The 22089-nt window shown below is 73.0% G+C and carries 13 protein-coding genes; 9 read left to right on the top strand and 4 right to left on the bottom strand.

Annotated elements, in window-relative coordinates; translation table 11 throughout:
* Positions 1 to 9: 9 nt before the first annotated feature.
* Positions 10 to 1611 carry an OmpA family protein gene (locus tag H577_RS0104730; RefSeq protein ID WP_029144977.1) on the bottom strand — a complete coding sequence of 534 codons (1602 nt, stop codon included), beginning with the start codon at positions 1609 to 1611 and terminating at the stop codon, positions 10 to 12.
* A 259-nt stretch (positions 1612 to 1870) separates the two neighbouring features.
* Here H577_RS0104730 and H577_RS0104725 point away from each other — a divergent pair, with 259 nt between their 5' ends.
* Positions 1871 to 3553, top strand: coding sequence for a formate--tetrahydrofolate ligase (locus H577_RS0104725; protein WP_036283718.1), 1683 nt, complete (start codon positions 1871 to 1873; stop codon positions 3551 to 3553).
* Positions 3554 to 3631: 78 nt separating this feature from the next.
* On the opposite strand, the gene H577_RS15150 is transcribed toward H577_RS0104725, so the two are convergent.
* The 3 genes from H577_RS15150 to H577_RS17560 all read right to left on the bottom strand — a co-directional run bounded on the left by H577_RS15150 (position 3632) and on the right by H577_RS17560 (position 4576).
* The gene (locus H577_RS15150) at positions 3632 to 4009 is read right to left on the bottom strand and encodes a type II toxin-antitoxin system VapC family toxin (protein ID WP_036283715.1); all 378 of its coding nucleotides are present in this window, start codon (positions 4007 to 4009) and stop codon (positions 3632 to 3634) included.
* A gap of 5 nt (positions 4010 to 4014) precedes the next feature.
* Entirely contained in the window at positions 4015 to 4251 is a 237-nt protein-coding gene (locus H577_RS0104715; RefSeq protein WP_029144975.1) for a hypothetical protein, read from the bottom strand.
* Positions 4252 to 4426: 175 nt separating this feature from the next.
* Positions 4427 to 4576: a hypothetical protein gene (locus tag H577_RS17560; protein ID WP_156876550.1), complete on the bottom strand. Its 150-nt coding sequence runs from the start codon at positions 4574 to 4576 to the stop codon at positions 4427 to 4429.
* Positions 4577 to 4773: 197 nt separating this feature from the next.
* On the opposite strand from H577_RS17560, the gene H577_RS0104705 reads away from it, so the two are divergent.
* The 8 genes from H577_RS0104705 (at position 4774) to H577_RS0104670 (ending at position 22084) form a co-directional block, all read left to right on the top strand.
* Positions 4774 to 6903 carry an acyl-CoA dehydrogenase family protein gene (locus H577_RS0104705; RefSeq protein WP_029144974.1) on the top strand — a complete coding sequence of 710 codons (2130 nt, stop codon included), beginning with the start codon at positions 4774 to 4776 and terminating at the stop codon, positions 6901 to 6903.
* A 239-nt stretch (positions 6904 to 7142) separates the two neighbouring features.
* Complete coding sequence (locus H577_RS0104700) at positions 7143 to 7724, top strand: DNA-3-methyladenine glycosylase I (RefSeq protein WP_211217889.1); 582 nt, start codon at positions 7143 to 7145, stop codon at positions 7722 to 7724.
* A 41-nt stretch (positions 7725 to 7765) separates the two neighbouring features.
* Complete coding sequence (locus H577_RS0104695) at positions 7766 to 10477, top strand: hypothetical protein (RefSeq protein ID WP_029144972.1); 2712 nt, start codon at positions 7766 to 7768, stop codon at positions 10475 to 10477.
* A gap of 128 nt (positions 10478 to 10605) precedes the next feature.
* On the top strand, positions 10606 to 13257 hold the full coding sequence (locus tag H577_RS0104690; RefSeq protein ID WP_029144971.1) for an FtsX-like permease family protein: 2652 nt from the start codon (positions 10606 to 10608) through the stop codon (positions 13255 to 13257).
* Positions 13258 to 13272: 15 nt separating this feature from the next.
* Complete coding sequence (locus H577_RS15145; RefSeq protein WP_036283712.1) at positions 13273 to 14199, top strand: ABC transporter ATP-binding protein; 927 nt, start codon at positions 13273 to 13275, stop codon at positions 14197 to 14199.
* Entirely contained in the window at positions 14196 to 14864 is a 669-nt protein-coding gene (locus tag H577_RS0104680) for an ABC transporter ATP-binding protein (protein ID WP_029144970.1), read from the top strand. Before H577_RS15145 ends, H577_RS0104680 begins: the two co-directional genes overlap by 4 nt.
* Positions 14865 to 14994: 130 nt before the next feature.
* A complete protein-coding gene (locus H577_RS0104675; RefSeq protein WP_029144969.1) occupies positions 14995 to 21051 on the top strand; it encodes an Ig-like domain-containing protein in 6057 nt (2018 codons plus the stop codon).
* Between the two features lie 61 nt (positions 21052 to 21112).
* A complete protein-coding gene (locus H577_RS0104670; RefSeq protein ID WP_029144968.1) occupies positions 21113 to 22084 on the top strand; it encodes an AAA family ATPase in 972 nt (323 codons plus the stop codon).
* Positions 22085 to 22089: the final 5 nt, after the last annotated feature.

The raw sequence follows: 22089 nt of genomic DNA, 5'->3' as shown, positions 1-22089 counted from the left end.
GGCTCCCGGTCAGCGGTCGTCGTGCGTGACCGGAATGTCAGTGAGCTGAAAAGCGGTCTTCGCGTCGCCCTCGAAGCTGTCCACCAGCTGGATCGTGATCGTCTTGCCCACGCTCATCGGCGGGAACACGATGTCGGACGTGCGGGTGTCGCCGCCGTCCAGCCGCTGGAAGGTGGACAGGTCGGTGAGGGGCAGGAGCGTTCCCGCCACGGCGCCCGACGGTTCATGCAGTCCGGCGATCGTTGCGACCGATCCGTTCATCACGGCGATACCGGCCATCGAACGCAGCCGGTCGAGACCGGGGGGCCCGATGAAGGAGCCCTCGAAGATCGCGGGGCCGAAGGCGCTGTCGACGGCATCATCGGTCGCGGTGAGCACGATCGTCACGATCGGGTGTCCGTCGACGATGCGGGCGCGCGGCGCGGAGACGTGGTAGGGCCGGACGATGTCGATGTCCACGCCGTCGGGTCCGGTGGCGCGCGGCCCGTCGAGGGGAGGTACGGCTGCGGCATCCCTCGTCGTCGTCTTCACCGGCGCGGTGTCGAGCGACAGTTCGACGCGTCGGTTCGCGGCGCGGCCGGCCGCCGTGTCGTTGGAGGCCACAGGCTCGGTTTCGCCGCGGCCCGACACCCGCAGTGGGTACGCGTCGGTGTCGATGAGCTGCGTCAGCGCGTCGGCGACGGCCTGCGCACGCTTCTTCGACAGGGCGAGGTTGTAGGCGTCCGTATCGACGCTGTCGGTGTGACCGACGACGCTCACCGTGCCCGGCTCGCGGTTCTTCAACTCTGCGGCGGCGTCGGCGATGACGCCCTTCGCCTTCGCGGTGAGTGTGGCCGAGTCGGTGGCGAACAGCACATCCGAACCCAGGGTGATGCGCACCTTCTCGGCGTTCTGCTCCTGGCGCGTCTGGGTCGCCAGATCGAGTGCGAACGAGGTGATCCCAGACACGGGGGCCGACTGGGCGCCGCTCAACGATGACTGTGCACCGTCGTTGATGACCGATCCGTCATCGCCGTCGACGGGCGCCGCCGGCGGCGGCGCGTGGATCACCGGGATGCCGGTGACGACGCCGCCCTGCGGGATGAACAGCTGCAGCGTGTCGGCGCCCGGGTCGCCGTACAGCACCTGCATGCGTCGCACGGCGTGCGCCGCAGACGGTGTCGCCGTGCCGGGCGCCTGTGTGCCGGGCGTCGCGGCGGTGGCGGCACCGGGCCGGTCGCCCAGGACGAAGACGGACTCGTCGTGCGCGGTGACCGCGGGTGAGACGACGCGATCGTGGGCGAGATCGAGCACGCGCAGTCCGGCGAGGGTCGGCAGCTTCGCCTGCGAACTCGACGACCACGCGGCGGTGAGTTGGTAGTCCGCGACAGCGTCATCCGAGGAGATGTCGAGGGTGAGCACCAGCCCGTCGGCCGTCCGCGCGATCGGGTGCACGGCGGCCGTGAGCGTCGCCGGTCCGACGGTGAACGGCATGTGCCCGACGATGGTTTCGGCGTCGACGGACGCTGTCGGCGACGGCGCCGTCTCTGAACGATCGGGGTCGGGCGATGCGGTGCATCCGGTCAGCAGCAGGATGGCGGCGGTGATGCAGACGAGGATGCCGCGTCGCATGGGTGGCTCGCTTCCGTCGGTGCAGATCCCTCTCAGTGTACGGACGCGCCGTCGCGCTCGATCGGGACCGGAGTCGCACCGATACCGGTACGGTCCGGCACACCGCCGGGCGGGTCAGCCTGAACCGCGGCGGAAATCGGGAACTCGACGATGGGGTATCGCGACCTGTTCTGAGCCGGATGCTGTCGCCGGCGCGCGAGGCTCCGTAGGCTGAGGCCAGACCGTCCACGAGACGCCGACGGAGCCGGAGGTTCCACCCATGGGCCTGAGCAACATCGAGATCGCACAGGCCGCGCAGCTGCGGCCCATCACCGAGATCGCCGCGACGTTGGGCATCCCAGCCGACGCGGTCATCCCCTACGGCACCACCAAGGCGAAGATCGCCCTGCCCTACCTGCACGAGATCGGCGACCGGCCGCAGGGCCGGCTGATCCTGATGACCGGCACGTCGCCGACACCGGCCGGCGAGGGCAAGAGCACCACCGTCGTCGGCCTCGGCGATGCCCTGAACCGCATCGGCGAGAAGGCCATGATCTGCCTGCGCGAGCCGGCACAGGGCCCGGTGTTCGGCATGAAGGGCGGGGCGTGCGGCGGCGGCTACGCGCAGGTCGTACCGATGGAAGACATCAACCTGCACTTCACCGGCGACTTCGCCGCCATCGCCGCGGCGGCCAACCTACTCGCCGCGCTCGTGGACAACCACATCCATCACGGCAACGAACTCGGCATCGACGTGCGCCGGGTCAGCTGGCGGCGCGCGCTCGACGTCAACGACCGGGCGCTGCGCGACACCGTGATCGGCCTCGGCGGCACCGGCAACGGCTACCCGCGCGAGTCGGGGTTCGACATCGTCGTGGCCAGCGAGGTGATGGCGATCTTCTGCCTGGCCACCAGCCTGGCCGACCTCAAACAGCGCCTCGGCGAGATCGTCGTCGCCTACACCCGCGACCGGCGCCCGGTGCGCGCCCGCGACCTGAACGCGCACGGCGCGATGACCGCGCTGCTGCGCGACGCGCTGGCACCGAACCTGGTGCAGACCATCGAGCACACCCCGGCGTTCGTGCACGGCGGACCGTTCGCCAACATCGCGCACGGCTGCAACTCGTACCTCGCCACCGGGTCGGCGCTGCGCCTGGCCGACTACGTCGTCACCGAAGCCGGCTTCGGCGCCGACCTCGGCGGCGAGAAGTTCGTCGACATCCTGTGCCGCGCCACCGGGCTGCGCCCGTCTCTGGCCGTCGTGGTCGCCACGGTGCGTTCGCTGAAATACCAGGGCGGGGTGGATGTCGCGGACCTGCCGCGCGAGGATGTGCCGGCCCTGCAGCGGGGTCTGGTGAACCTCGAACGGCACCTGCACATCGTCCGCGACGTGCTGGGCCTGCCCGCCGTGGTCGCGATCAACCACCGTGCCGAGGACGGCGAGGCCGAGGTCGCCGCGCTGCTCGACGCGTGCGAGCGGATGGGCGTCACCGCCTCGGTGGCGACGCATTTCACCGACGGTGGGGCCGGTGCCGAAGACCTCGCCCGCAAGGTGGTCGCAGAGTGTACGAGGCATCCCGAACCCGCCGAACCGGCCTACACCTACCCGTCCGAGGCGACGCTGTGGGACAAGATGACCGCGATCGCCACCCGGGTGTACGGGGCCGAGGGAATCACCGCCGACTCGGCCGTGCGTGCGCAGATCCAGCGGCTGCAGGACGACGGCTACGGCGGCCTGCCGGTGTGCGTCGCCAAGACGCAGTATTCGTTCTCGACCGATCCATCGGCACTGGGCGCGCCCGAGGGGCACACCGTCAACGTGCGCGAAGTGCGCCTGGCTGCGGGGGCGCGGTTCATCGTCATGATCTGCGGCAGCATCATGACGATGCCCGGGCTGCCGGCACGGCCGGCCGCGGCATCCATCGACGTCGACGCCGACGGGAAGATCACCGGGCTGTTCTGAGGGGCGGGGGCATCCTGCACTGTACCTGAGGGTGGTGAGGCCGGGGTGGGCCGGGCGGGCTGCGCGCGGCTGGGTTGGTCACTCCGTGAAGATGATCTCGAGGCCCGTGAATCGGGTGAAGCCGCGGTCGGCGGTGATCACGGGCACACCGAGGCTGACCGCGTGCGCCGCGATGAGCGCGTCCTTGGACCGCGCCGCGCTCGGCGGCATCGCTGTCAGCGACGCGTAGGCAGTGGAGGCCGCGCCGTCGAATGGTCGCCAGAACGCGCGCAACTCATCGAGGGCGGAGACCAGCTGGGCCCGCACGCGCGCCAGTTCGCGCCCGTTCGGCTGCGCGGCGAAGCGCTCTGCGCCCCGAAGCAACTCGCCGCGCACGATATGGGAGGCGCCGTGGTCCTCGATCGCATCCACGATCTGGTCGGGCAGCACGCCGATCAGCACGCTGGTGTCGATCATGGCTCTCACCGTGCGTCGTCCAGCCGGTCGGCGTCGCGATCAGCGGCGAGGGCGCGTCGTTCTTCTTCGACGACCTCAGCCGGGAGCAACGCGCTCAGCAGGCGCAATCGCGTCTTGATCGCCGCCAGTTGCTCGGGCTCGTCGTCCGGCAACGGCACAACGCGCAGGCGCGGCCTGTTATGCACGGTCACGATGGCGCCGGTCTCAGCGAACGCAGACGGGTTCGCCTTGAAGACGCTCATCGGAACCTCTGGCGTAACGTTCTGGGCTGACATGATCGATTAGGTCTCTTCGGTATGAATAAGTCTGTTTGTACTCATATTAGTCCGATTTGTCTCGTTCACGCCGTCCTTGTCGCGGGAAGGATCCATCGCTGGCCGATGACCCGGGCGCGGGTGGATGCCGCAGCCTGCGACATCACGACGCCGAGAGTGAGAGCTCCCACACGTTGTAGACGACCTCGCCGCCGCGCCACGGCATCGTGCTCGTGCCGGTGTGCGTGAAGCCCGCACCGCGGCACAGCGCGTTCGAGCCGGGGTTGTCCTGGCCCGGATGCGCGACGAGCAACCCTCGGATCGATCAGCGCGTGGCCCCCCAATCGGTTCTGTGCGCCGCGCACCGGCCCGCGCTGACGCGCGAGTGTGCGGATGCCACAACCCGGGCGCGGCACGGGAGCGGCCGAGGTTGTGGCATCCATCAACCTGTTTGAAGGTGCGTTGTGGGAGACCTACCGTGAGGGTGTTCCCCAGGAAAGGTGATCCTCGATGGTCGACGTCGTCCGCACGAAAAGGCCCGCCCTGCACAAGCGCACCCCGGCCGGGGGCGCCCCCACCGCGCCGCGCAGCGCCGACGAGGCGCGCCGCGCCGACGCGTCCGAGCCGCGCATCGACGTCGCCGCGGTCACCGAGCTGCTGCTGGGCACCTGGGCGCAGGCGCGGCGGCAGTCGCGCGAGATGATCACCGACGAGGCCTTCTGGCAGGTCCCGGGGCAGCCCGTCCCGGAGCACCGCGAGCGGGTGCTGGGGCAGCTGCGCCGGTTCGTGGATGCCGGCGCCAGCGGCCGCGCGTACCCCGTCGAATACGGTGGCCAGAACGACAACGGCGGCAACCTCGCCGCGTTCGAAGAGCTCGTGCTCGCCGACCCCAGCATGCAGATCAAGGCCGGCGTGCAGTGGGGGCTGTTCGGCTCGGCCATCCAGCAGCTGGGCACCAAGAAGCACCACGACGCCTGGCTCGCCGACGTGCGCACCCTGGCGCTGCCCGGCGCGTTCGCGATGACCGAGATGGGCCACGGGTCGGATGTCGCAGCGATCGGCACGACGGCGACCTACGACCCCGATACCGATGAGTTCGTCATCCACACCCCGTTCCGCGCCGCGACCAAGGAGTTCCTCGGCAACGCGGCGCTGCACGGCCGCGCCGCGACCGTGTTCGCGCAGCTGATCACCGGCGGCGTCAACTACGGCGTGCACTGCTTCTTCGTGCCGATCCGGAGCGACGACGGCCACGACCTGCCCGGCATCACCACCGAGGACGATGGTGTCAAGGGCGGCCTGAACGGCATCGACAACGGCCGCATCTCGTTCGATCACGTGCGCATCCCACGCGAGAACCTGCTCAACCGCTACGGCGACGTCGACGCCACCGGCGCCTACTCCAGCCCGATCCCCAGCCCCGGCCGGCGGTTCTTCACCATGCTCGGCGCGCTCGTGCAGGGCCGGGTGTCGCTGGACGGCGCCGCCACGACCGGCGCCGCGCTCGCCGAGTACATCGCGATCACCTACGCGAACCAGCGCCGCCAGTTCGACTCCGGCGTCGGCACCGAGGAGGTCGTGCTGCTCGACTACGGCCGGCACCAGCGCCGACTGCTGCCGCGGCTGGCGCAGACCTACGCGCAGGCGTTCGCGCACGACCAGCTGCTGCGCCGGTTCGACGGCGTGTTCGGCGGCGAACGCGACACCCCCGACGAGCGCGAAGACCTCGAAACCCTCGCCGCCGCGCTCAAGCCGCTGTCGACCTGGAACGCGCTCGATACCATCCAGGAGTGCCGCGAGGCGTGCGGCGGCGCCGGATTCATGGCCGAGAACCGGCTGGTCGGGCTGCACCACGACCTCGACGTGTACGCCACGTTCGAGGGCGACAACAACATCCTGCTGCAGCTGGTCGGCAAACGACTGCTCAGCGATTTCGCCAAGCAGTTCACGGGCAAGGATGCTGCGGCCCTCGCCCGTTACGCCGTCGGGCAGACCGCGGAGCGCATCTTCCACGGTGCCGGGCTGCGCCGGCTCGGGCAGGCGGTCGCCGACTTCGGTTCCACCGCGCGCTCGGTGGAACTGGGGCTGCGCGCCGAGCAGCAGCACGAGTTGCTGGCCGGTCGGGTGGAGCAGATGGTGACGGATGTCGCGAGCGCGCTGCGGCCCGCATCCTCACTGCCGCCGGCCGAGGCCGCGGCGCTGTTCAACCAGCACCAGTCCGAGCTCATCGAGGCCGCGCGGGCCCACGGCGAGCTGTTGCAGTGGGAGGCGTTCGCCGAAGGCGTCGCCGGGATCGAGGATGCCGGCACCCGCCAGGTGCTGACCTGGCTGCGCGATCTGTTCGGGCTGTGGCTGATCGAGAAGCACCTGGCCTGGTACCTCATCGGCGGGCGGCTGTCGAGCCAGCGGGCCGCCTCGGTCACCCGGTACATCGACCGGCTGTGCGCGCGGCTGCGGCCGCACGCGCAGGACCTCGTCGACGCGTTCGGGTTCGCGCCCGAACACGTGCGCGCCCCCATCGCCTCGGGTGCCGAGCAGCAGCGTCAGGACGAGGCACGCGCCTACTACGCCGAGCTGGCCGCCTCGGGTGCGGCGCCGGTGAGCGAGAAGTCACTGAAGAAAAAGGTCACGAAACCATAACGAACGCCGTTCGCATGTGAGGTTTCGGCCCGCTGCGGACATTAACCATATGAAGGCGTCGTCGGGACACGGCCTTCACAGGGGGACCGTTCGGGCTACGGTCCCCCTTTTCCGTTCCCGCGCGGTGCTAAGTCGGGCTACGGTCCCCCTTTTCCGTTCCTGCGCGGTGCTCAGTCGGGTGCGGTCCGCTCCGTTGCTGCGCGGCGCCCGCTCGGTGCGCGCGCGGATATGCTCGCCGGATGACCGACGTGACCGACCTGCGTACCGGGCCGGACGGCCGCGCCCGCTGCGGATGGGCCGACAGCGACCCGGAGTACCGCCGCTACCACGACGAGGAGTGGGGCTCGCCCCTGCACGGCGACCGTGCGCTGTACGAGAAGCTCACCCTCGAGGGCTTTCAGGCCGGGCTGTCGTGGATCACGATCCTGCGCAAGCGGCCCCGGTTCCGCGAGGTGTTCGCCGGGTTCGACCCGGCCGTCGTGGCACAGTTCGGCGACGACGACATCGCCCGGTTGATGGCGGATGCCGGCATCATCCGCAACCGCGCCAAGATCGAGGCGGCGATCGGCAACGCCCGCCTGGTCGCCGACATGGCCGACGGCGACCTCGACGCTCTGCTGTGGTCGTTCGCACCCGACGCCGTGCGTCCCCGGCCGGTGGCCTTCGCCGACGTGCCCGCGGTCACCCCCGAGTCCACCGCGATGAGCCGCGAACTGCGCCGCCGTGGATTCCGCTTCGTCGGCCCCACCACCCTCTATGCGCTCATGCAGTCGGCGGGCATGGTCGACGACCACCTACAAGGGTGCTGGCGCGCCCGCTAACCTGACTCGAGTCGCCCACGAAGGACCAACGAAGGATCCGCATGCCGTTCGCCGTCCGCCGAGCCGCGCCGAGCGCGGCCGGGCTTGCGGCGATCGCCGCCGTGGCGGCCGTGCTCGCCGGCGGGCTCGCGGCATCCACCGCCCTCGCCGCCAGCACCGTCGACGACGGCGCCGCGACCCTCGTGGCCGCCGCCGACCCCGCCGACCGCAGCATCGTCGTCGACGCACCACCCGACGCGGCTGCCGCGGTCACCGCCGCCGTCGACCGTGCGTTCACCGGCGCGCCCGTGCACGTCGCACGCACCATGCAGGCGACCGCGGTCGGCTCGCTCGGACCGACGCTGCTGTGGGATGCGCCCGGCATCGCCGCCCGCGCCCGCCTCGTCGACGGCACCTGGCCGTCGGGTGCGGGCGAGGTCGCCGTCGGCGAGCCCGCCGCCGCCCATGCCGGCCTGCACGCCGGATCGATGCTCACCCTCGACGGCCGGCCCGTGCAGGTCAGCGGCATCTGGCAGGCGACGGATGCCACAGACCCGGCGTGGGCGGATCGACCCGCCGTGTTCAGCGGACGCGACGCCGACGCCGTCGGACCGGTGCTGGCCGACGCGTCACTCGTCGAGCAGGCCGGCGGCGCCCGGGCGACCTGGACGATCAGCGCGGCGCGGCCGGTGACGACGGCCCGCATCGCCGCGTACCGGGACGGCATCGATCGGCTGACCGCATCCGTCGACGCGATGACCGGGCAGGGCATCCGCGTCACCGGACGCTGGGAGGCCACCCTCAACCGCGCCGCATCGGCCGCCGCCCTGGCCCGGGGACTGCTCGGCGTGCCGGCGGCACTGCTGGCCGTGATCGGGGCGCTGACCCTGGGCGTGCTTGCACACTCGGCCGGGCGCCGCCGCGCCGACCAGGTGCGGCTGCTGCGCGCCCGCGGCGCCGCGACCGGGTCCATCGTGCGCGAATCGACCGGGCTCGCCGCCGGTGCGGTCGCGGCGGGCGTCGTGGCGGCCGCGGCGGTGCTCGCAGCCACTGGCGTGCTCCCGCTCGCTTCCGCTGCCGGCGCGGCGTCGGTGATCGGGGTGATGGCGGTGGTCGGGATCGTGGCGGCGCTGCTGGTCGCGACGGTGCTGGCCGTGGCATCCCTCGCCGCGCCGCCTGCCCGCGGTGACGTCGGCCGCCGCAGCCTCGCCGGGGTCGCCGCGGCGCTGGCCCTCGCCGCGCTGCTGACGGCGATCGCCGCCGCGCAGCTGCTGTCTGCGGGGCTGGTGCGCGACGGGTCGACGGATGCCGCAGCCGCCGCGGCCCCGGCCCTCGCGCTGGTCGCCGCCGCCCTGGTGGTCACGCTGCTGGCCGCCCCCGTCTTCTCGCTCGCCGAGCGCGCGGTGCGGCCCGGGCGCGGGCTGCCCGTCGTGCTCGCGGTGCGGCGGCTCGCCCGGCAGGCCGCGGTCGTGGTCGCCGGCGTGCTCAGTGTGGCCCTGGCCGCCGCTGCGATCGCGTTCGCCGTGTCGGCCACGACCCGGGTGGGCCAGGTGGTGCACGCCGACGTCGCCCGGCTGGTCGGTACCGACGTGCGCGCCGTGTACGACTCTTCGCCGGTGGTCGACCCTACGCATCCGTCGATGTCGGCAGGCATGCTGCCGGCCGGCGCAGGGTCGACGACCGCCGCGTTCGCCGCCGATGCGACCCTGGGCCGGACACCGGTGCGGCTGGTCGCGCTGCCCGGCACACGGCTGGGCGTCTCCGCCGCCGACGCGCCGGTCGCGCACGGGCCGGTGTCGGTCACCGTCACGGCGGCGATGGCCGACGGCGGCGCCTGGCCGGACGGCACCTTGGCGGTGCGGGTGTGGCTGCTCGACCGCGACGGCGCCGCCCGCGAGCTCGACGTCGGCGACGTCCCGGTCGACGGTCGAGCACACGCGCTCGCGGTGCCCACTGCCGACGGCGATCCAGCCGACGGCGATGCGGCCGACGGTGATCGGGTCGCCGCGATCGAGGTGGCCGCGGCATCCGCCCCCGGTGCGATCAGCGTGCGTGTGACGGTCGCCGGCGCCGCCGTCGACCCTGCCTCGGTGACGCTCGACCCCGCGATCGGGCGGGTGCGCGCGCTGACCGCGGTCGGCGCCGACCAGCCGCTGCCGGTGCTCGTGACCCGCGCGCTGGCCGACCGCCTCGCTCTGCAGCCGGGTTCGCCCGTCGCGCTGCGGGTGGGCACGATCGCCCGCCCGGTCGAGGGCCGGGTGGTCGCCGTGCGCGACGGGTTGCCCGGCGTGGGCGCCGGTGCGGGTGTCGCCGTCGATCTGGGCGGTCTGACCGTGCGCGCGCTCGCGCTGGGCGGGTCGGTGCCGGCGGCCGGTGAGTTGTGGGTCGACACCGCCGACGTCCCGGCAGCGTCGGCCGCGCTGCGCGGCATCGCCGACCGCCCGGTGCGGGTGCTCACGGCGGCGGCGGTGGGCAGCACCGCCGTGATCGATCCGGTGCTCGGCCTGAGCGCGGCCGGCACCGCCGTGGCCGCGGGGCTGGCGGCGGTGGCCGCCGCCGCGGTGGCGATCGCCGCCGTGCGCACGCGTCGCGCCGAGTCGGTGCCGCTGCGCGCGTTCGGGTTCTCGCGATCGCGACAGCGCGCCACCGGCGCGATCGAGATGGGTGCCGCCGCCTGTTTCGCCGCGATCGGCGGGGCCGCGGCGGGCATCGGTGTCGCCGCGTGGCTGGCCCCGGCGCTGCTGGCCGCCGTCACGGTCGGAGGCGTGTCATGACCCGCGCCGCACCCCGCCATTCGCCCCGCGCTGCTCCGGGCCAGGCTCCCCGCCATTCACCCCGTGCTGCTCCCCGCCATGCGACCCGCGCCGCGCCCCGCCGCGCCCCCCGCGTCGGCGGCATCCGCGTGGCGCTGCGCGCGGCGTGCACCGCGCCGTTCGCCTCGGTGCTGGTCGTACTGCTGGTGACCGTGGTCGCCTTCGCCGGGGCAGCACTGCCCGCGCTCCTCGACGACGCCCGCACCGCCACGGTGCAGCGCACACTCCACAGCGCCCGGACCGACACCCTCGATGCCACCGCCCACATCCGTGGCACGCCGACGGCGGGCCCGGGCACCGGCGTCGCCGTCTGGGATCCGATGCGCGCGCAGCTGAGAGGCATCCACGACCGGATGCCGCAGCCGCTGCGCACCGTCACCGCCGCCGGTGCCGGTTTCGTCACGCTCGACGGCCAGACCGCGATGCCGCTGGACGGATCGGCCCGGCCCGCCAACCGCATCACGATCCTGCTCGATCCCGACGTCGGCGCGCGCATCCGGATCGTCGCCGGACACCTGCCCGAGCCGGATGCCGTCGACCCGCCCGTCGACCAGATCGTGCAGGTCGCCCTGTCGCGTGAGGCGGCCGACACCCTGGCCTGGCCGCTGGGCGAGCGTCGCCGCCTCGACTTTCCGTCGCACCCGATGACCGTCGAGCTCGTCGGCGTCTATGAGGCCCGGCGCCCCGCTGAGAGCGCCTGGACGCACCAGCGCACCGGGCTGCACCCCGACATCGAGCAGGTAGGGACCGGCGACGTCGTGCACCTCGCCTCGGCGTACGCCGCTCCGGGTCTGCTCGACCGGCTCGACCCGTGGCTGGATGCCACAGCCACCACCGTCTTCTTTCCGTTGCGCGCCGACCGGGTCGCCGGCACGCAGGCCGCCGTGCTCGCCGCGCAACTGCGCGGCTTCGCGGCACGGCCGCAGGCGTTCTCGGGCACGTTCGGACCCGACAACTCCGCGCTCACCTTCCTCAGCTCGGCGCCGGCGCTGCTGGATGCCGGCGCCGCCCGCGGCGACGCGATGACCGCCATCGTCACGCTCGCCGCGATCGGCCCGCTCACGGTCGCGATCGCCGCCGTGGCGATGACGGGGTGGATGCTGGCCGCCCGGCGCGTGCCGACCGTGCGCGCCGCGCGTGCCCGGGGCGCGGCCATCGGTCTGCTGGCCGCGCTGCTGGCCGGTGAGGGGCTGGCGCTGGCGGCGGTCGGCGCCGCCGTCGGTGCCGCGTCGGCGGCCGCGATCGTCGGCTGGGCCGGAGCGTCCGCCCTCGTCGTGCCGGTCGCCGCCGTGATCGCCGCCGCCGTCGCGTGCCCGCTCGCGGCGCTGCCGGCCGCGGCCCGGCGCGCGCGCACCGACCTCGGGGTCGCCGACCGACCCACCCGCATCCGCCGGCTCGCGATCGAGGGGGGAGTGCTGGTTGCGGGCGTCGCGGTGCTTCTGGCTGCCGCGCTCGGCTCGCAGACGACGGTGGCCCCGGTGCGGCTGGCCGCGTCGGCCGCCGTCTTCGCGATCGCCTGTGTGGTGGTGCTGCGACTGGTGCCGCTGCTGCTCGGCGCGGTCGAGGCGCCGCTGGCGCGTGGCCGCGGCGTCGTCGCGCTGGTCGGCCCCGCCCGCGCACGCCGCGGGCGGACGCTGCCGGTGATCCCGGTGCTGGCCGCGCTAGTCTGCGTCGCCACGGCGTTGTTCGCCCTGGTCGCCTCGGCGACGGTGGCATCCGGCGTCGAGGCCACCGCCCGGGCCCGAACCGGTGCCGATCTGCGGGTGAGTGCGACGCAGATCCCCGACGCCGCGATCGCGCGCGTGCGCGCGCTGGACGGCGTGCATGCCGTCGCCCCGATCTACGCCGACGTGCAGCTGCCCGCCCGCGGCACCGCCCAGTGGCTGACCGTCACCGTGTACGCCGTCGACCCGCACGAACTGGCCGCGGTGCAGCACGACGTGCCCGGCGCGGTCGTGCCACCGGCCACCGCGCCCGACGACGCGATCCCGGCGGTGGCCGCGGCATCCGTCGTCGACGCCGCCGGCTCCGGACCCCTCGTGGTCCACGGCGTCGACGTGCAGCTGACCGCAGCCGACAGCCAGCCGGCGTACGTCGACGGCGCCCGCTGGGTGCTCGTCGACCGCACGTACGCCGACCGGTTGGTCGGGCCCGCGCCCACCGTGCACACCCTGCTCGTCGACCTCGGCCCCGAGGCATCCGTCGCCACGGTGGCTGCGGCGGTGCGACAGGCGGTCGGCGGCGACGCGCAGACCCGCACCCCGCAGGCCGAGGCGGCGCAGATCGCCGCCGACCCGGCGCTTCAGACCGTGCGCGGAGCGTTGGCCGGTGCGCTGGCGGTGGCGGCGGTGCTGTTCGTGCTGACGATATCGATGACGCTGCTGCGCGGCGCGCCCGAGCGTGGGCGCATGCTCGGGCTGTTGTCGACGATGGGCTACCCGCGCCGCCGCGAGCTGCCGCTCGTGTTGTGGGAGGTCGGGCCCGCACTCGCGCTGTCGCTCGTGGTGGGGCTGGGCGCCGGGCTCGCGCTGCCGCCGCTGCTGCTGGGCGGCGTCGACCTGACCCGCTTCGTCGGCGGCCGGTCGCAGCCGCCGGTGGTTCTCGAAGGGTGGATGCCGGTGGCCGTGGCCGCAGGGTTCGCCGCCGTCGCCGCGGTCGCGGTGACGGCGGCGGCGGTGGTGGCCTCGAGGTCCAGTGCCGCCGCTGCACTGCGCCGGGTGGATGAGGAGGTCGTGTCGTGATCGAGGAGGTGGGCCATGGCCGATGAGCCGGACATCGTGTGCGAGGCGCTGGTGCGCATCTACACCGCGCAGGGGGTCGAGGTGCAGGCGTTGCAGGGGCTGGACCTGACCGTGGGCCGCGGCGAGATGGTCGCGCTCGTCGGAGCGTCGGGGTCGGGCAAGTCGACGCTGCTGAACATCCTGTCGGGGTCCGACACCCCCAGCGCCGGCCGCGCCCGGGTGGCCGGGCACGACCTGGTGGCGATGCGCGGCCGCGAACGGCTGGACTACCGGCGACGCTGCGTGGGGTTCGTGTGGCAGCAGTCGGGACGCAACCTGCTGCCGTACCTGACGGCGCGCGAGAACATCGCGATGGTGCACGCGGTGGCCGGGGTGATCCCGCGCGGCCGGCGCGCGCAGCGGGCCGACGACCTGCTGGCCGCGCTCGGGGTCGCCGAGGTCGCCGACCGGCGCCCTGCGCACATGTCGGGCGGGCAGAAGCAGCGCGTGGCCATCGCCGTCGCGCTGGCCAACGAGCCGGCGGTGCTGCTGGCCGACGAACCGACGGGCGAGCTCGACGAGGCGACGAGCGCGGATGTGCTCGCCGCGATGGAGTCGGTGAACCGCGACCACGCGGTGACGACGCTGATCGTCACGCACGACGCCGCGGTCGCCGAGCACGTCGACCGCACGGTGCGCATCCGTGACGGCCGCACCGCGACCGAGACGCTGCGCACCACGCACACCGACGACGAGGGCCGGCGGGTGCGCACGGCGGCGGAATACGCGGTGCTCGACCGGGCGGGGCGGATGCAGTTGCCGGCGGACTACGTGCAGGCCCTCGAGCTGCGCGACCGGGTGCGGCTGTCGCTGCAGCCCGACCGCATCGAGGTGCGACCCGGCCACGCTGCGGTGCCGCCGGCGGACGAAGCGCCCGACACCGACACCGAGGGGGAATCATGAGCATGCTGCGGGCACAGGGGCTGAGCCGGGTGTACCGCACGCCCGCCGGCGAGGTGCACGCCGCCCGCGAGATCGACCTCGAGGTCGATGCGGGTGAGGTCGTCGCGATCCGGGGACGGTCGGGCGCGGGCAAGACGACGCTGCTGACCATGCTCGGCGGGCTCGACCGGCCGACCGCGGGGCGCGTCGAGATCGACGGGCGCGACCTGTACGGTCCGGACGGCACCGCGCTGCTCGGCGTGACGGTGGCGAGCGTGTTCCAGGGGTTCGGGCTGGTGCCGATCCTGTCGGCGGCCGAGAACGTCGAGGTGCCGCTGCGCATCCGCCGCACCGACCCGGCCGAACGCGCCCGGCGGGTGGCGCAGGCGCTGGATGCCGTGGGCCTTGCCGACCACGTGAACCAGCGCCCGGCGGAGCTGTCGGGCGGGCAGCAGCAGCGCGTGGCGATCGCCCGGGCCCTGGTCGCCGAACCGGCGGTGCTGCTCGCCGACGAGCCGACCGGGCAGCTCGACTCCGAGACCGGCGCGCAGATCATGGACCTCATCGCGCGGCTGGCGCACGAGCGCGGCACCGCCGCCGTGGTGGCCACGCACGACCCCGTCATGCTCGCCCGCGCCGACCGGGTGCTGCAGCTGCACGACGGCCGCCTCAGCCGGGTGGGGTGAGGCGGCCCCACCGACCCATGGGCAAACGGACCCATCGCCGTTCTCAGCCGCGTCACATATCCTGCTGAGGGTCGGCCCGACGGTCGGCCCGTCGAATCATGCCCGCAAGGTCCCAGGGGGGAGACCGCACATGAGGTTCGCCGCGTGGCTGCGCGCCCGCCCGAAGACCCTCGCCGCCGCCGGCGTGGTCACCGCGGGGGCCGTGGCGATCACGACGCTGGCGTTCGTCTACCGGGGCAACCCCACCGCCCAGCTCGACCTCAACGACGGCAGCGTGTGGATCACGAAGCAGTCGGCGCTCATGGTCGGCCATTTCAACGACTCGTCGCGGGTGCTCGACGGCGGGCTGAGCACCTCGACCGACAAGTACGACATCCTGCAGTCCGGACAGACCGTGATCATGCACGACGAGGCAGGCAACGCCGTCTCGTCGGTGGACCCGGCCACCGTCGCCCTCACCGGCTCGACGAACGTGCCGGCCGGCGCCCAGGTCGTCCTCGGCGGCAGCACCGTCGCCGTCGTCGATCCCGCCAAGGGGTCGCTGTGGGTGGTGCCGGCGGCGGGCATCGCCGGCTTCAAGGCCGCCGGCACCAAGCCGACCGCCTCGCTCGGCGCGGGCGCGGTGGCCACCGTCGCCACCGACGGCACCGTGTTCGCCGTCTCGCCCGCCAAGCGGTCGCTGGTCACCGTACGCGTCGACGCACAGGGCGCGCCCACCGGGACCGACACCCGCTCGCTCGAAAAGCTGACCGGGCCGGTGACCGTCGCCGCCGTCGGCGACACCCCGGTCGTGCTCGACGCGCGCGGCACGCTGCTGACCGGTTCCGGCCTGCACACGACGGTGCCCGCCGGCTCGGTGCTGCAGCAGCCGTCCGCTGCCGCCGATGCGGTGACCGTCGCGTCCGAGTCCGCGCTGCTGCGCGTGCCGTTCGACGGATCCGAGGTCCGCAGCCGCGACGCGGGCGGATCGGGCGCGCCGGCCGCCCCGGTGTGGCTGAACGGCTGCGCCTACGCGGCGTGGGGGGCCTCGGCCCGGTTCGTGCGCGACTGCACGGGCACCGCAGACGACCTGGCCCGCGACATCCCGGGCCTTCCCGCCACCGCGCAGCTGACGTTCCGGCAGAACCGCGACGTCGTCGTGCTCAACGACGTCATCGGCGGCTCGGCGTGGATGGCCAGCGACAAGCTGCAGCAGGTCGACAACTGGGACGACCTGAACCCCGACAAGGGGCAGACAGAAGACGATCAGGAGCAGGTCACCGAAGAGACGATCCAGTCCACGCTGCCCAAGCGCACCCCGCAGAACACCACCCCCATCGCCAACCCCGACGCATACGGCATCCGCCCCGGCCGCACCACCGTGCTGCCGGTGCTCGAGAACGACACCGACGCCGACGGTGACGTGCTCACCGTCACCGTGCCCAAGGGCAACCCCCGGCTGGGGCAGCTGGAGCGGATCAACAACGGTTCGGGACTGCAGATCGTCGTGCCGGCGGATGCCTCGGGCAGTGACTCGTTCACGTATCAGGTCGACGACGGCCGGCCGAACGGCACGGCCACCGCGAAGGTGTCGCTGCGGGTGCACCCATGGAGCGTCAACGAGGCCCCGAAGCAGACCCGGGTGACCTCGCTCGAGGTCGAGGCCGGCGGGGTGCTCAGCTACAACGTGCTGCCCGACTGGCGGGACCCCGACGGCGACAGCATCTACCTCAGCGGCGCCGAACCCGCGCCCGGCGACGAGGTCGAGGTCACCTCGGACGGGCGGATCACGTACCGCGCCACCTCGGGCACCCTGGGTCGCAAAGACGTGAAGATCCACGTCTCGGACGGCACCAAGACCGCCACCGGCACCATCCGCCTCGACGTGCGGCCCCGCGGCGCCACCGAGCCGATCGCCACCGCCGACCACGTCATCGCCCGTGTCGGCCGCGCCATCACCGTCTCGCCGCTGGTCAACGATCTGTCGGCCGGCAGCCAGGAGCTGCGGCTGACCCGGGTCGAGAACGTCGACGGCGCGACGGTCACCCCGGACTTCGCGAACAAGACGTTCCGGTTCATCTCGTCGAGCCCCGGCACCTACTACGTGCAGTACCTGATCGCCGCCGGCACCGCCACCGCCGAGGGCATCGTCCGCATCGACGTCCAACCCGACACACCCACCGACGATCCGCCGGTCGCGGTGCAGGACGTGGCGCTGCTGCCCGCCGGCGGCGACACGCTCGTGAACGTGCTGGCCAACGACTCCGACCCCGGCGGCGGCATCCTCGTCGTGCAGTCGGTGTCGGTGCCGCCGGATGCCGGTGTCTCGGTCGCCGTGCAGGGCCACGAGACGCTACGGGTCAGCGACCAGGGGACCCTGAAGGGGCAGCTGACGATCGGCTACACCATCTCGAACGGCACGCACAGCGCCGACGGCGAGGTCGTCGTCATCCCGGTGCCGGCGCCGTCCACGATCCGCCCGCCGGTGGCCGAAGACGACCAGGCTGTGGTGCGCGCCGGCGACGTGGTGACCATCCCGGTGCTCGAGAACGACTCCGACCCGAACGGCGGCCGGCTGCACGTGGCGCCCGACCTGGTGCCGCCGCTGGTCGACGCCAAGGACGGCGAGGCGTTCGTCTCGCAGGACGAGGTGCGGTTCAAGGCCGGCACCACACCCGGCACCGCCTACCTCACCTACGAGGCGGTCGACGCCAGCGGGCAGAAGGATGCCGGTTACGTCACCGTGCAGATCCTGCCGGTCAGCGTCAAGACCAACCAGGCGCCGCGGCCCAAGGACCTCACCGCGCGCGTGCTGAGCGGGTCGCAGGTGCGCATCCAGATCCCGCTGGACGGCATCGACCCCGACGGCGACTCGGTCGAGTTGACCGGCATCGCCTCGGCCCCCGGCAAGGGCCGCATCGCGCAGGTCGGTGACGACTACATCGACTACGAAGCGATCGGCGACGACACCGGCGCCGACACGTTCACCTACCGGGTGCGCGACCGGCTCGGCCGCGAAGGCATCGGCACCGTCCGCGTCGGCATCGCGCCCGCGGCATCCGAGAATCAGCCCCCCTACGCCGTCAAAGACACCGTGGTGATGCGGCCGGGCCGCCAGGTGGCCGTGCCGGTGCTCACCAACGACTCCGACCCCGAGGGCGATCGCATCGGCCTGGTGACCGACGGCATCGTGCTGCCGAAGGTGGCGGGGCTGGATGCCACCGTGCAGGGCGACCGGGTCGTGGTCACCGCGCCGTCGCAGCCGGTGCAGACCTCGCTGCAGTACACCATCCAAGACGCGCGCGGCGCGCGGGCGGTGGGCGTCGTGCAGGTCTCGGTGCGCCCGGACGTGCCGCTGCTGCGGCCGATCGCCCGTGACGACCGGGTGCAGCCCGAAGACATCGTCGACGGCTCGGCAGTGGTCGACGTGCTCGGCAACGACGAAGACCCCGACGGGACCGTCGACGCGTTGACCCTGAGCATCGACGGCTCCACCGCGCAGGTGCTCGGCGACGGCAAGGCCCGCATCCGTCTCACTGACGAAGACCAGCTGCTCACGTACACGATCACCGACCGCGACGGGCTGACCGCATCCGCGTTCATCCGCGCCCCCGCCCTCGGCTCGCTGCCCCCGGCGCTGGCGTCGACCAAGCCGGTCACCGTCAAGAGCGGCGAGACGATCGAGCTGCCGCTGGCCGACTACGTGCGCACCGCCGGCGGCAAACCCGCGGTGATCACCGAGACCGAGAAGGTCAGCGCCGTGCACGGCAACGGCGACGGCCTGGTCAAAGACCGCACCACCCTCGTCTACACGTCGGCGAAGCGGTACTACGGCCCCGACGCGCTCACCTTCGAGGTGACCGACGGCGCCGGACCCGACGACGCGGCCGGGCACAAGGCCACCCTGGTGCTGCCGATCACGGTGACCCCGCCCGACAACGAGCCGCCCACGTTCACGAACGGCCAGTTGAAGGTGGCGCCGGGTGAGGATGCCGCGGGCATCGACCTGCGCGCGCTGACCACGGACCCCGATCCGGGAGACCTGGCGGGCATGCGCTACCGCATCGCCGGCGACGTGCCGGCCGGGCTGTCGGCACGCGTGGACGGCCAGAGCCTGCAGGTGGCGGCCGACGCGTCCACCCCCAAGGGCACCGCGGCGACCATCCCGATCGAGGTCAGTGACGGGCACACCGAGCCGGTGCGCGGTTCGGTCGCCGTCTCGGTCACGGCATCCACCCGCCCCCTGCCCACCGCGAACGACGACGTGATCGAGCAGGCCGACCAGGGCAAGACGATCCGCGTCGACGTGCTCGACAACGACGTCAACCCGTTCCCCGACACCCCGCTGAAGATCACCGCCGCGGTGGTCGAGGCAGGCGACGGCACCGCCGAGATCGCCGGCGACCACCTGCAGATCACCCCGGCGAATCACTTCGTCGGCCGCATGACGGTGCGCTACCGCATCCAGGATGCCACCCGCGACCGCGACCGCGAGGTCGAAGGCCACGTCGTGGTCACCGTGCAGGGGGTGCCTGCCGCGCCCGGCACGCCCACCGTGTCGAGCGTGCAGGACCGCACCGTCGTGCTCAGCTGGACGCCGCCGGTGGACAACGGCGCCCCGATCACGAAGTACACCGTCTCGGCGACCTCGGGCGGTTACAGCAAGGTGTGCCAGGCGACCACGTGCACTCTGGACGGGCTGACCAACAACGTCGAGTACAACTTCCGGGTGGTGGCCACCAACCGGGTGGGCGACTCGCCCGCGTCGCCGCCGTCCGAGACGGCACGCCCCGACGCCCGCCCCGACACCCCGCAGCCGCCGACCCTGAAATACGGCGACCGCAGCCTCAAGGTGACCTGGACGACCCCGCCCACCCCGGGCTCGCCGGTCGAGTCGTTCAACCTCGAGATCTCGCCGGCCCCGCCGTCGGGCATCGCGCAGAAGACGAAGGTCACCGGCAACTCGCTGACCTGGACCGGGCTCGAGAACGGCACCGCCTACCAAGTGCGCGTACAGGCGGTCAACCGTGCCCCCGAGCCGTCGAGCTGGAGCGCCTGGTCGGCGACCGAGATCCCGGCGCGCGCCCCCGACGCCCCCGGCAAGCCTGCGACCGCGATGCTCGAGCCGGTCGGCGACCAGGCGCAGATGCGGGTGACCTGGACCGCGCCGAACGACAACGGCGACGCCGTGTCGCAGTACCAGCTCGACGTCATGCGCGGCTCATCGGTGCTCAACTCGATCACCGTCGGCGGCACCACCCGTTCGCAGGCGGTGCGGGTCGACACCTCGACCAGCGACTACACGTTCCGGGTGCGGGCGCAGAACAAGGCCGGCTGGGGCACCTGGAGCCCGGTGTCGGCACCACGCCGCGGCGTGACCGCGCCCGGCCAGCCCGGCGCCCCGAAGGCCACCCCAGGGGACCGGCAGATCGCGGTCAGCTACACCGCCGCGGCCGGGCACGGTGCCACCAGCGGTGAGATCCGGTACCAGTACAGCCTCAACGGCGGTGCCTGGCAGGGCAGCTGGAGCGGCACCAGGGGCACCATCACCGGGTTGACCAACGGCACCGACTACAAGGTGCGGGTGCGCGCGGTCTCGACCGTGGACGGCACGACCTACCCGGGCGGCGCCTCGGCCGCCTCGGCCGCGGCCGTGCCGTTCGGAAAGCCCGGTACGCCGGGTGCCTCGGCGAGCGCGAGCGGCCAGACGATCACCTACCACTGGTCGGCCCCCGACGCCAACGGCGCCGCCATCGACCAGACGCAGATCCGCATCGACGGCGGTGCCTGGCAGACGAAGTCGGCCAGCGGATCCACCTCGGGCAACTACGGTTTCTCGCAGCGTCACACCATCGAGGTGCGTGCGCACAACAAGGCCGGCTGGAGCGCGGTCGCCTCGGCCAGTGCGACCACCGCCGCGCCACCGCAGCCCACGGCGATCGTCTCGCGCGGTGCGTACCACACCAGCAGCACGTGCACCTCGTCGACGTGCGCGTACTTCAAGGTGACGGTGTCGAACTTCACCGCCGGCGACTACCAGGTCTACTGCAACGCGACCGGCCCGTACGGCGGCACGCCGTTCGCCGGTGGTGCGACCTGGCACTTCCCGGCCAACGGCACCGTGCAGCTCGGCTGCTACTTCGGCGGTCCCGGCCAGCAGGTCTGGGTGACCATCGGCGGCAAGGACTATCAGAGGTCGACGTGGTAGCGCACCGCGCGGCAGGACGGCAGGCGCGCACGGTGCGCACGGCACAGGAGGAGACACCGAGATGACGATGACACCCGAGCAGGCGACCTGGTTCCAGGGCACCTTCACGCGCCTGGTCGACAACATCGACCAGGCCGTGCTGGGCAAGCGCGAGGTGGTCGCGCTCGTGCTGGCGGCGATGCTCGCCGAAGGGCACGTGCTTCTGGAAGACGCGCCCGGCACCGGCAAGACCAGTCTCGCCAAGGCGCTGGCGGCCACCGTGCAGGGCACGTCCAGCCGCATCCAGTTCACCCCCGACCTGCTGCCTTCGGACGTCACCGGCGTCACCATCTACGACCAGAACACGCGCACGTTCGAGTTCCACCGCGGCCCGGTGTTCGCCTCGATCCTGCTGGCCGACGAGATCAACCGCGCCTCGCCGAAGACCCAGTCGGCGCTGCTGGAGGTCATGGAGGAATCGCGGGTCACCGTCGACGGGCAGCCGCACGAGGTCGGGCGGCCGTTCCTGGTGATCGCCACGCAGAACCCCATCGAGCAGGCCGGCACCTACAAGCTGCCCGAGGCGCAGCTGGACCGGTTCCTCATCAAGACCAGCATCGGCTACCCCGACCTCGCCGTCGCCGAGCAGATCCTCGCCGGCGCCGCCGACCGCAACCCCTCGGCGCACCTGCCGGCGATCATCACCACCGGTGCGGTCGCCGACATGGCCGACCTCGCCTCGACCGTGCACGTCGAACCCGCGGTGCTGCGCTATGCCGCACAGCTGGCCGAGGCCACCCGCACCGACCCGGCCACCCGGCTGGGCGTGTCGGTGCGCGGGTCGCTGGCCATGGTGCGCATCGCCAAGGTGTGGGCGGCCGCCCAGGGCCGGCACTACGTGATCCCCGAGGACGTCACGGCGCTGAGCGGTCCGGTGTGGACGCACCGGCTCGTGCTCGACCCCGAAGCCGAGTTCTCGGGGGTCGACGCCGACACGGTGATCGCCCGGGTGCTCGAGCAGGTCGCCGCGCCGCAGGCGAGGTCCGTCGCCTGATGGGG

It is taken from the genome of Microbacterium luticocti DSM 19459, assembly GCF_000422405.1.
Classification (GTDB): Bacteria; Actinomycetota; Actinomycetes; order Actinomycetales; family Microbacteriaceae; genus Microbacterium; species Microbacterium luticocti.
The sequence above is the reverse complement of the archived record's forward strand: the minus strand, read 5'-3'. Positions and strand labels throughout refer to the sequence as shown.

Coding starts and splice junctions, on each gene's coding strand:
- H577_RS15145 (WP_036283712.1), top strand. CDS start 13,273: ATGGCCGATGAGCCGGACATCGTGTGCGAGGCGCTGGTGCGCATCTAC.
- H577_RS15150 (WP_036283715.1), bottom strand. CDS start 4,009: ATGATCGACACCAGCGTGCTGATCGGCGTGCTGCCCGACCAGATCGTG.
- H577_RS0104670 (WP_029144968.1), top strand. CDS start 21,113: ATGACGATGACACCCGAGCAGGCGACCTGGTTCCAGGGCACCTTCACG.
- H577_RS0104730 (WP_029144977.1), bottom strand. CDS start 1,611: ATGCGACGCGGCATCCTCGTCTGCATCACCGCCGCCATCCTGCTGCTG.
- H577_RS0104725 (WP_036283718.1), top strand. CDS start 1,871: ATGGGCCTGAGCAACATCGAGATCGCACAGGCCGCGCAGCTGCGGCCC.
- H577_RS0104695 (WP_029144972.1), top strand. CDS start 7,766: ATGCCGTTCGCCGTCCGCCGAGCCGCGCCGAGCGCGGCCGGGCTTGCG.
- H577_RS0104700 (WP_211217889.1), top strand. CDS start 7,143: ATGACCGACGTGACCGACCTGCGTACCGGGCCGGACGGCCGCGCCCGC.
- H577_RS0104680 (WP_029144970.1), top strand. CDS start 14,196: ATGAGCATGCTGCGGGCACAGGGGCTGAGCCGGGTGTACCGCACGCCC.
- H577_RS0104675 (WP_029144969.1), top strand. CDS start 14,995: ATGAGGTTCGCCGCGTGGCTGCGCGCCCGCCCGAAGACCCTCGCCGCC.
- H577_RS0104715 (WP_029144975.1), bottom strand. CDS start 4,251: ATGAGCGTCTTCAAGGCGAACCCGTCTGCGTTCGCTGAGACCGGCGCC.
- H577_RS0104705 (WP_029144974.1), top strand. CDS start 4,774: ATGGTCGACGTCGTCCGCACGAAAAGGCCCGCCCTGCACAAGCGCACC.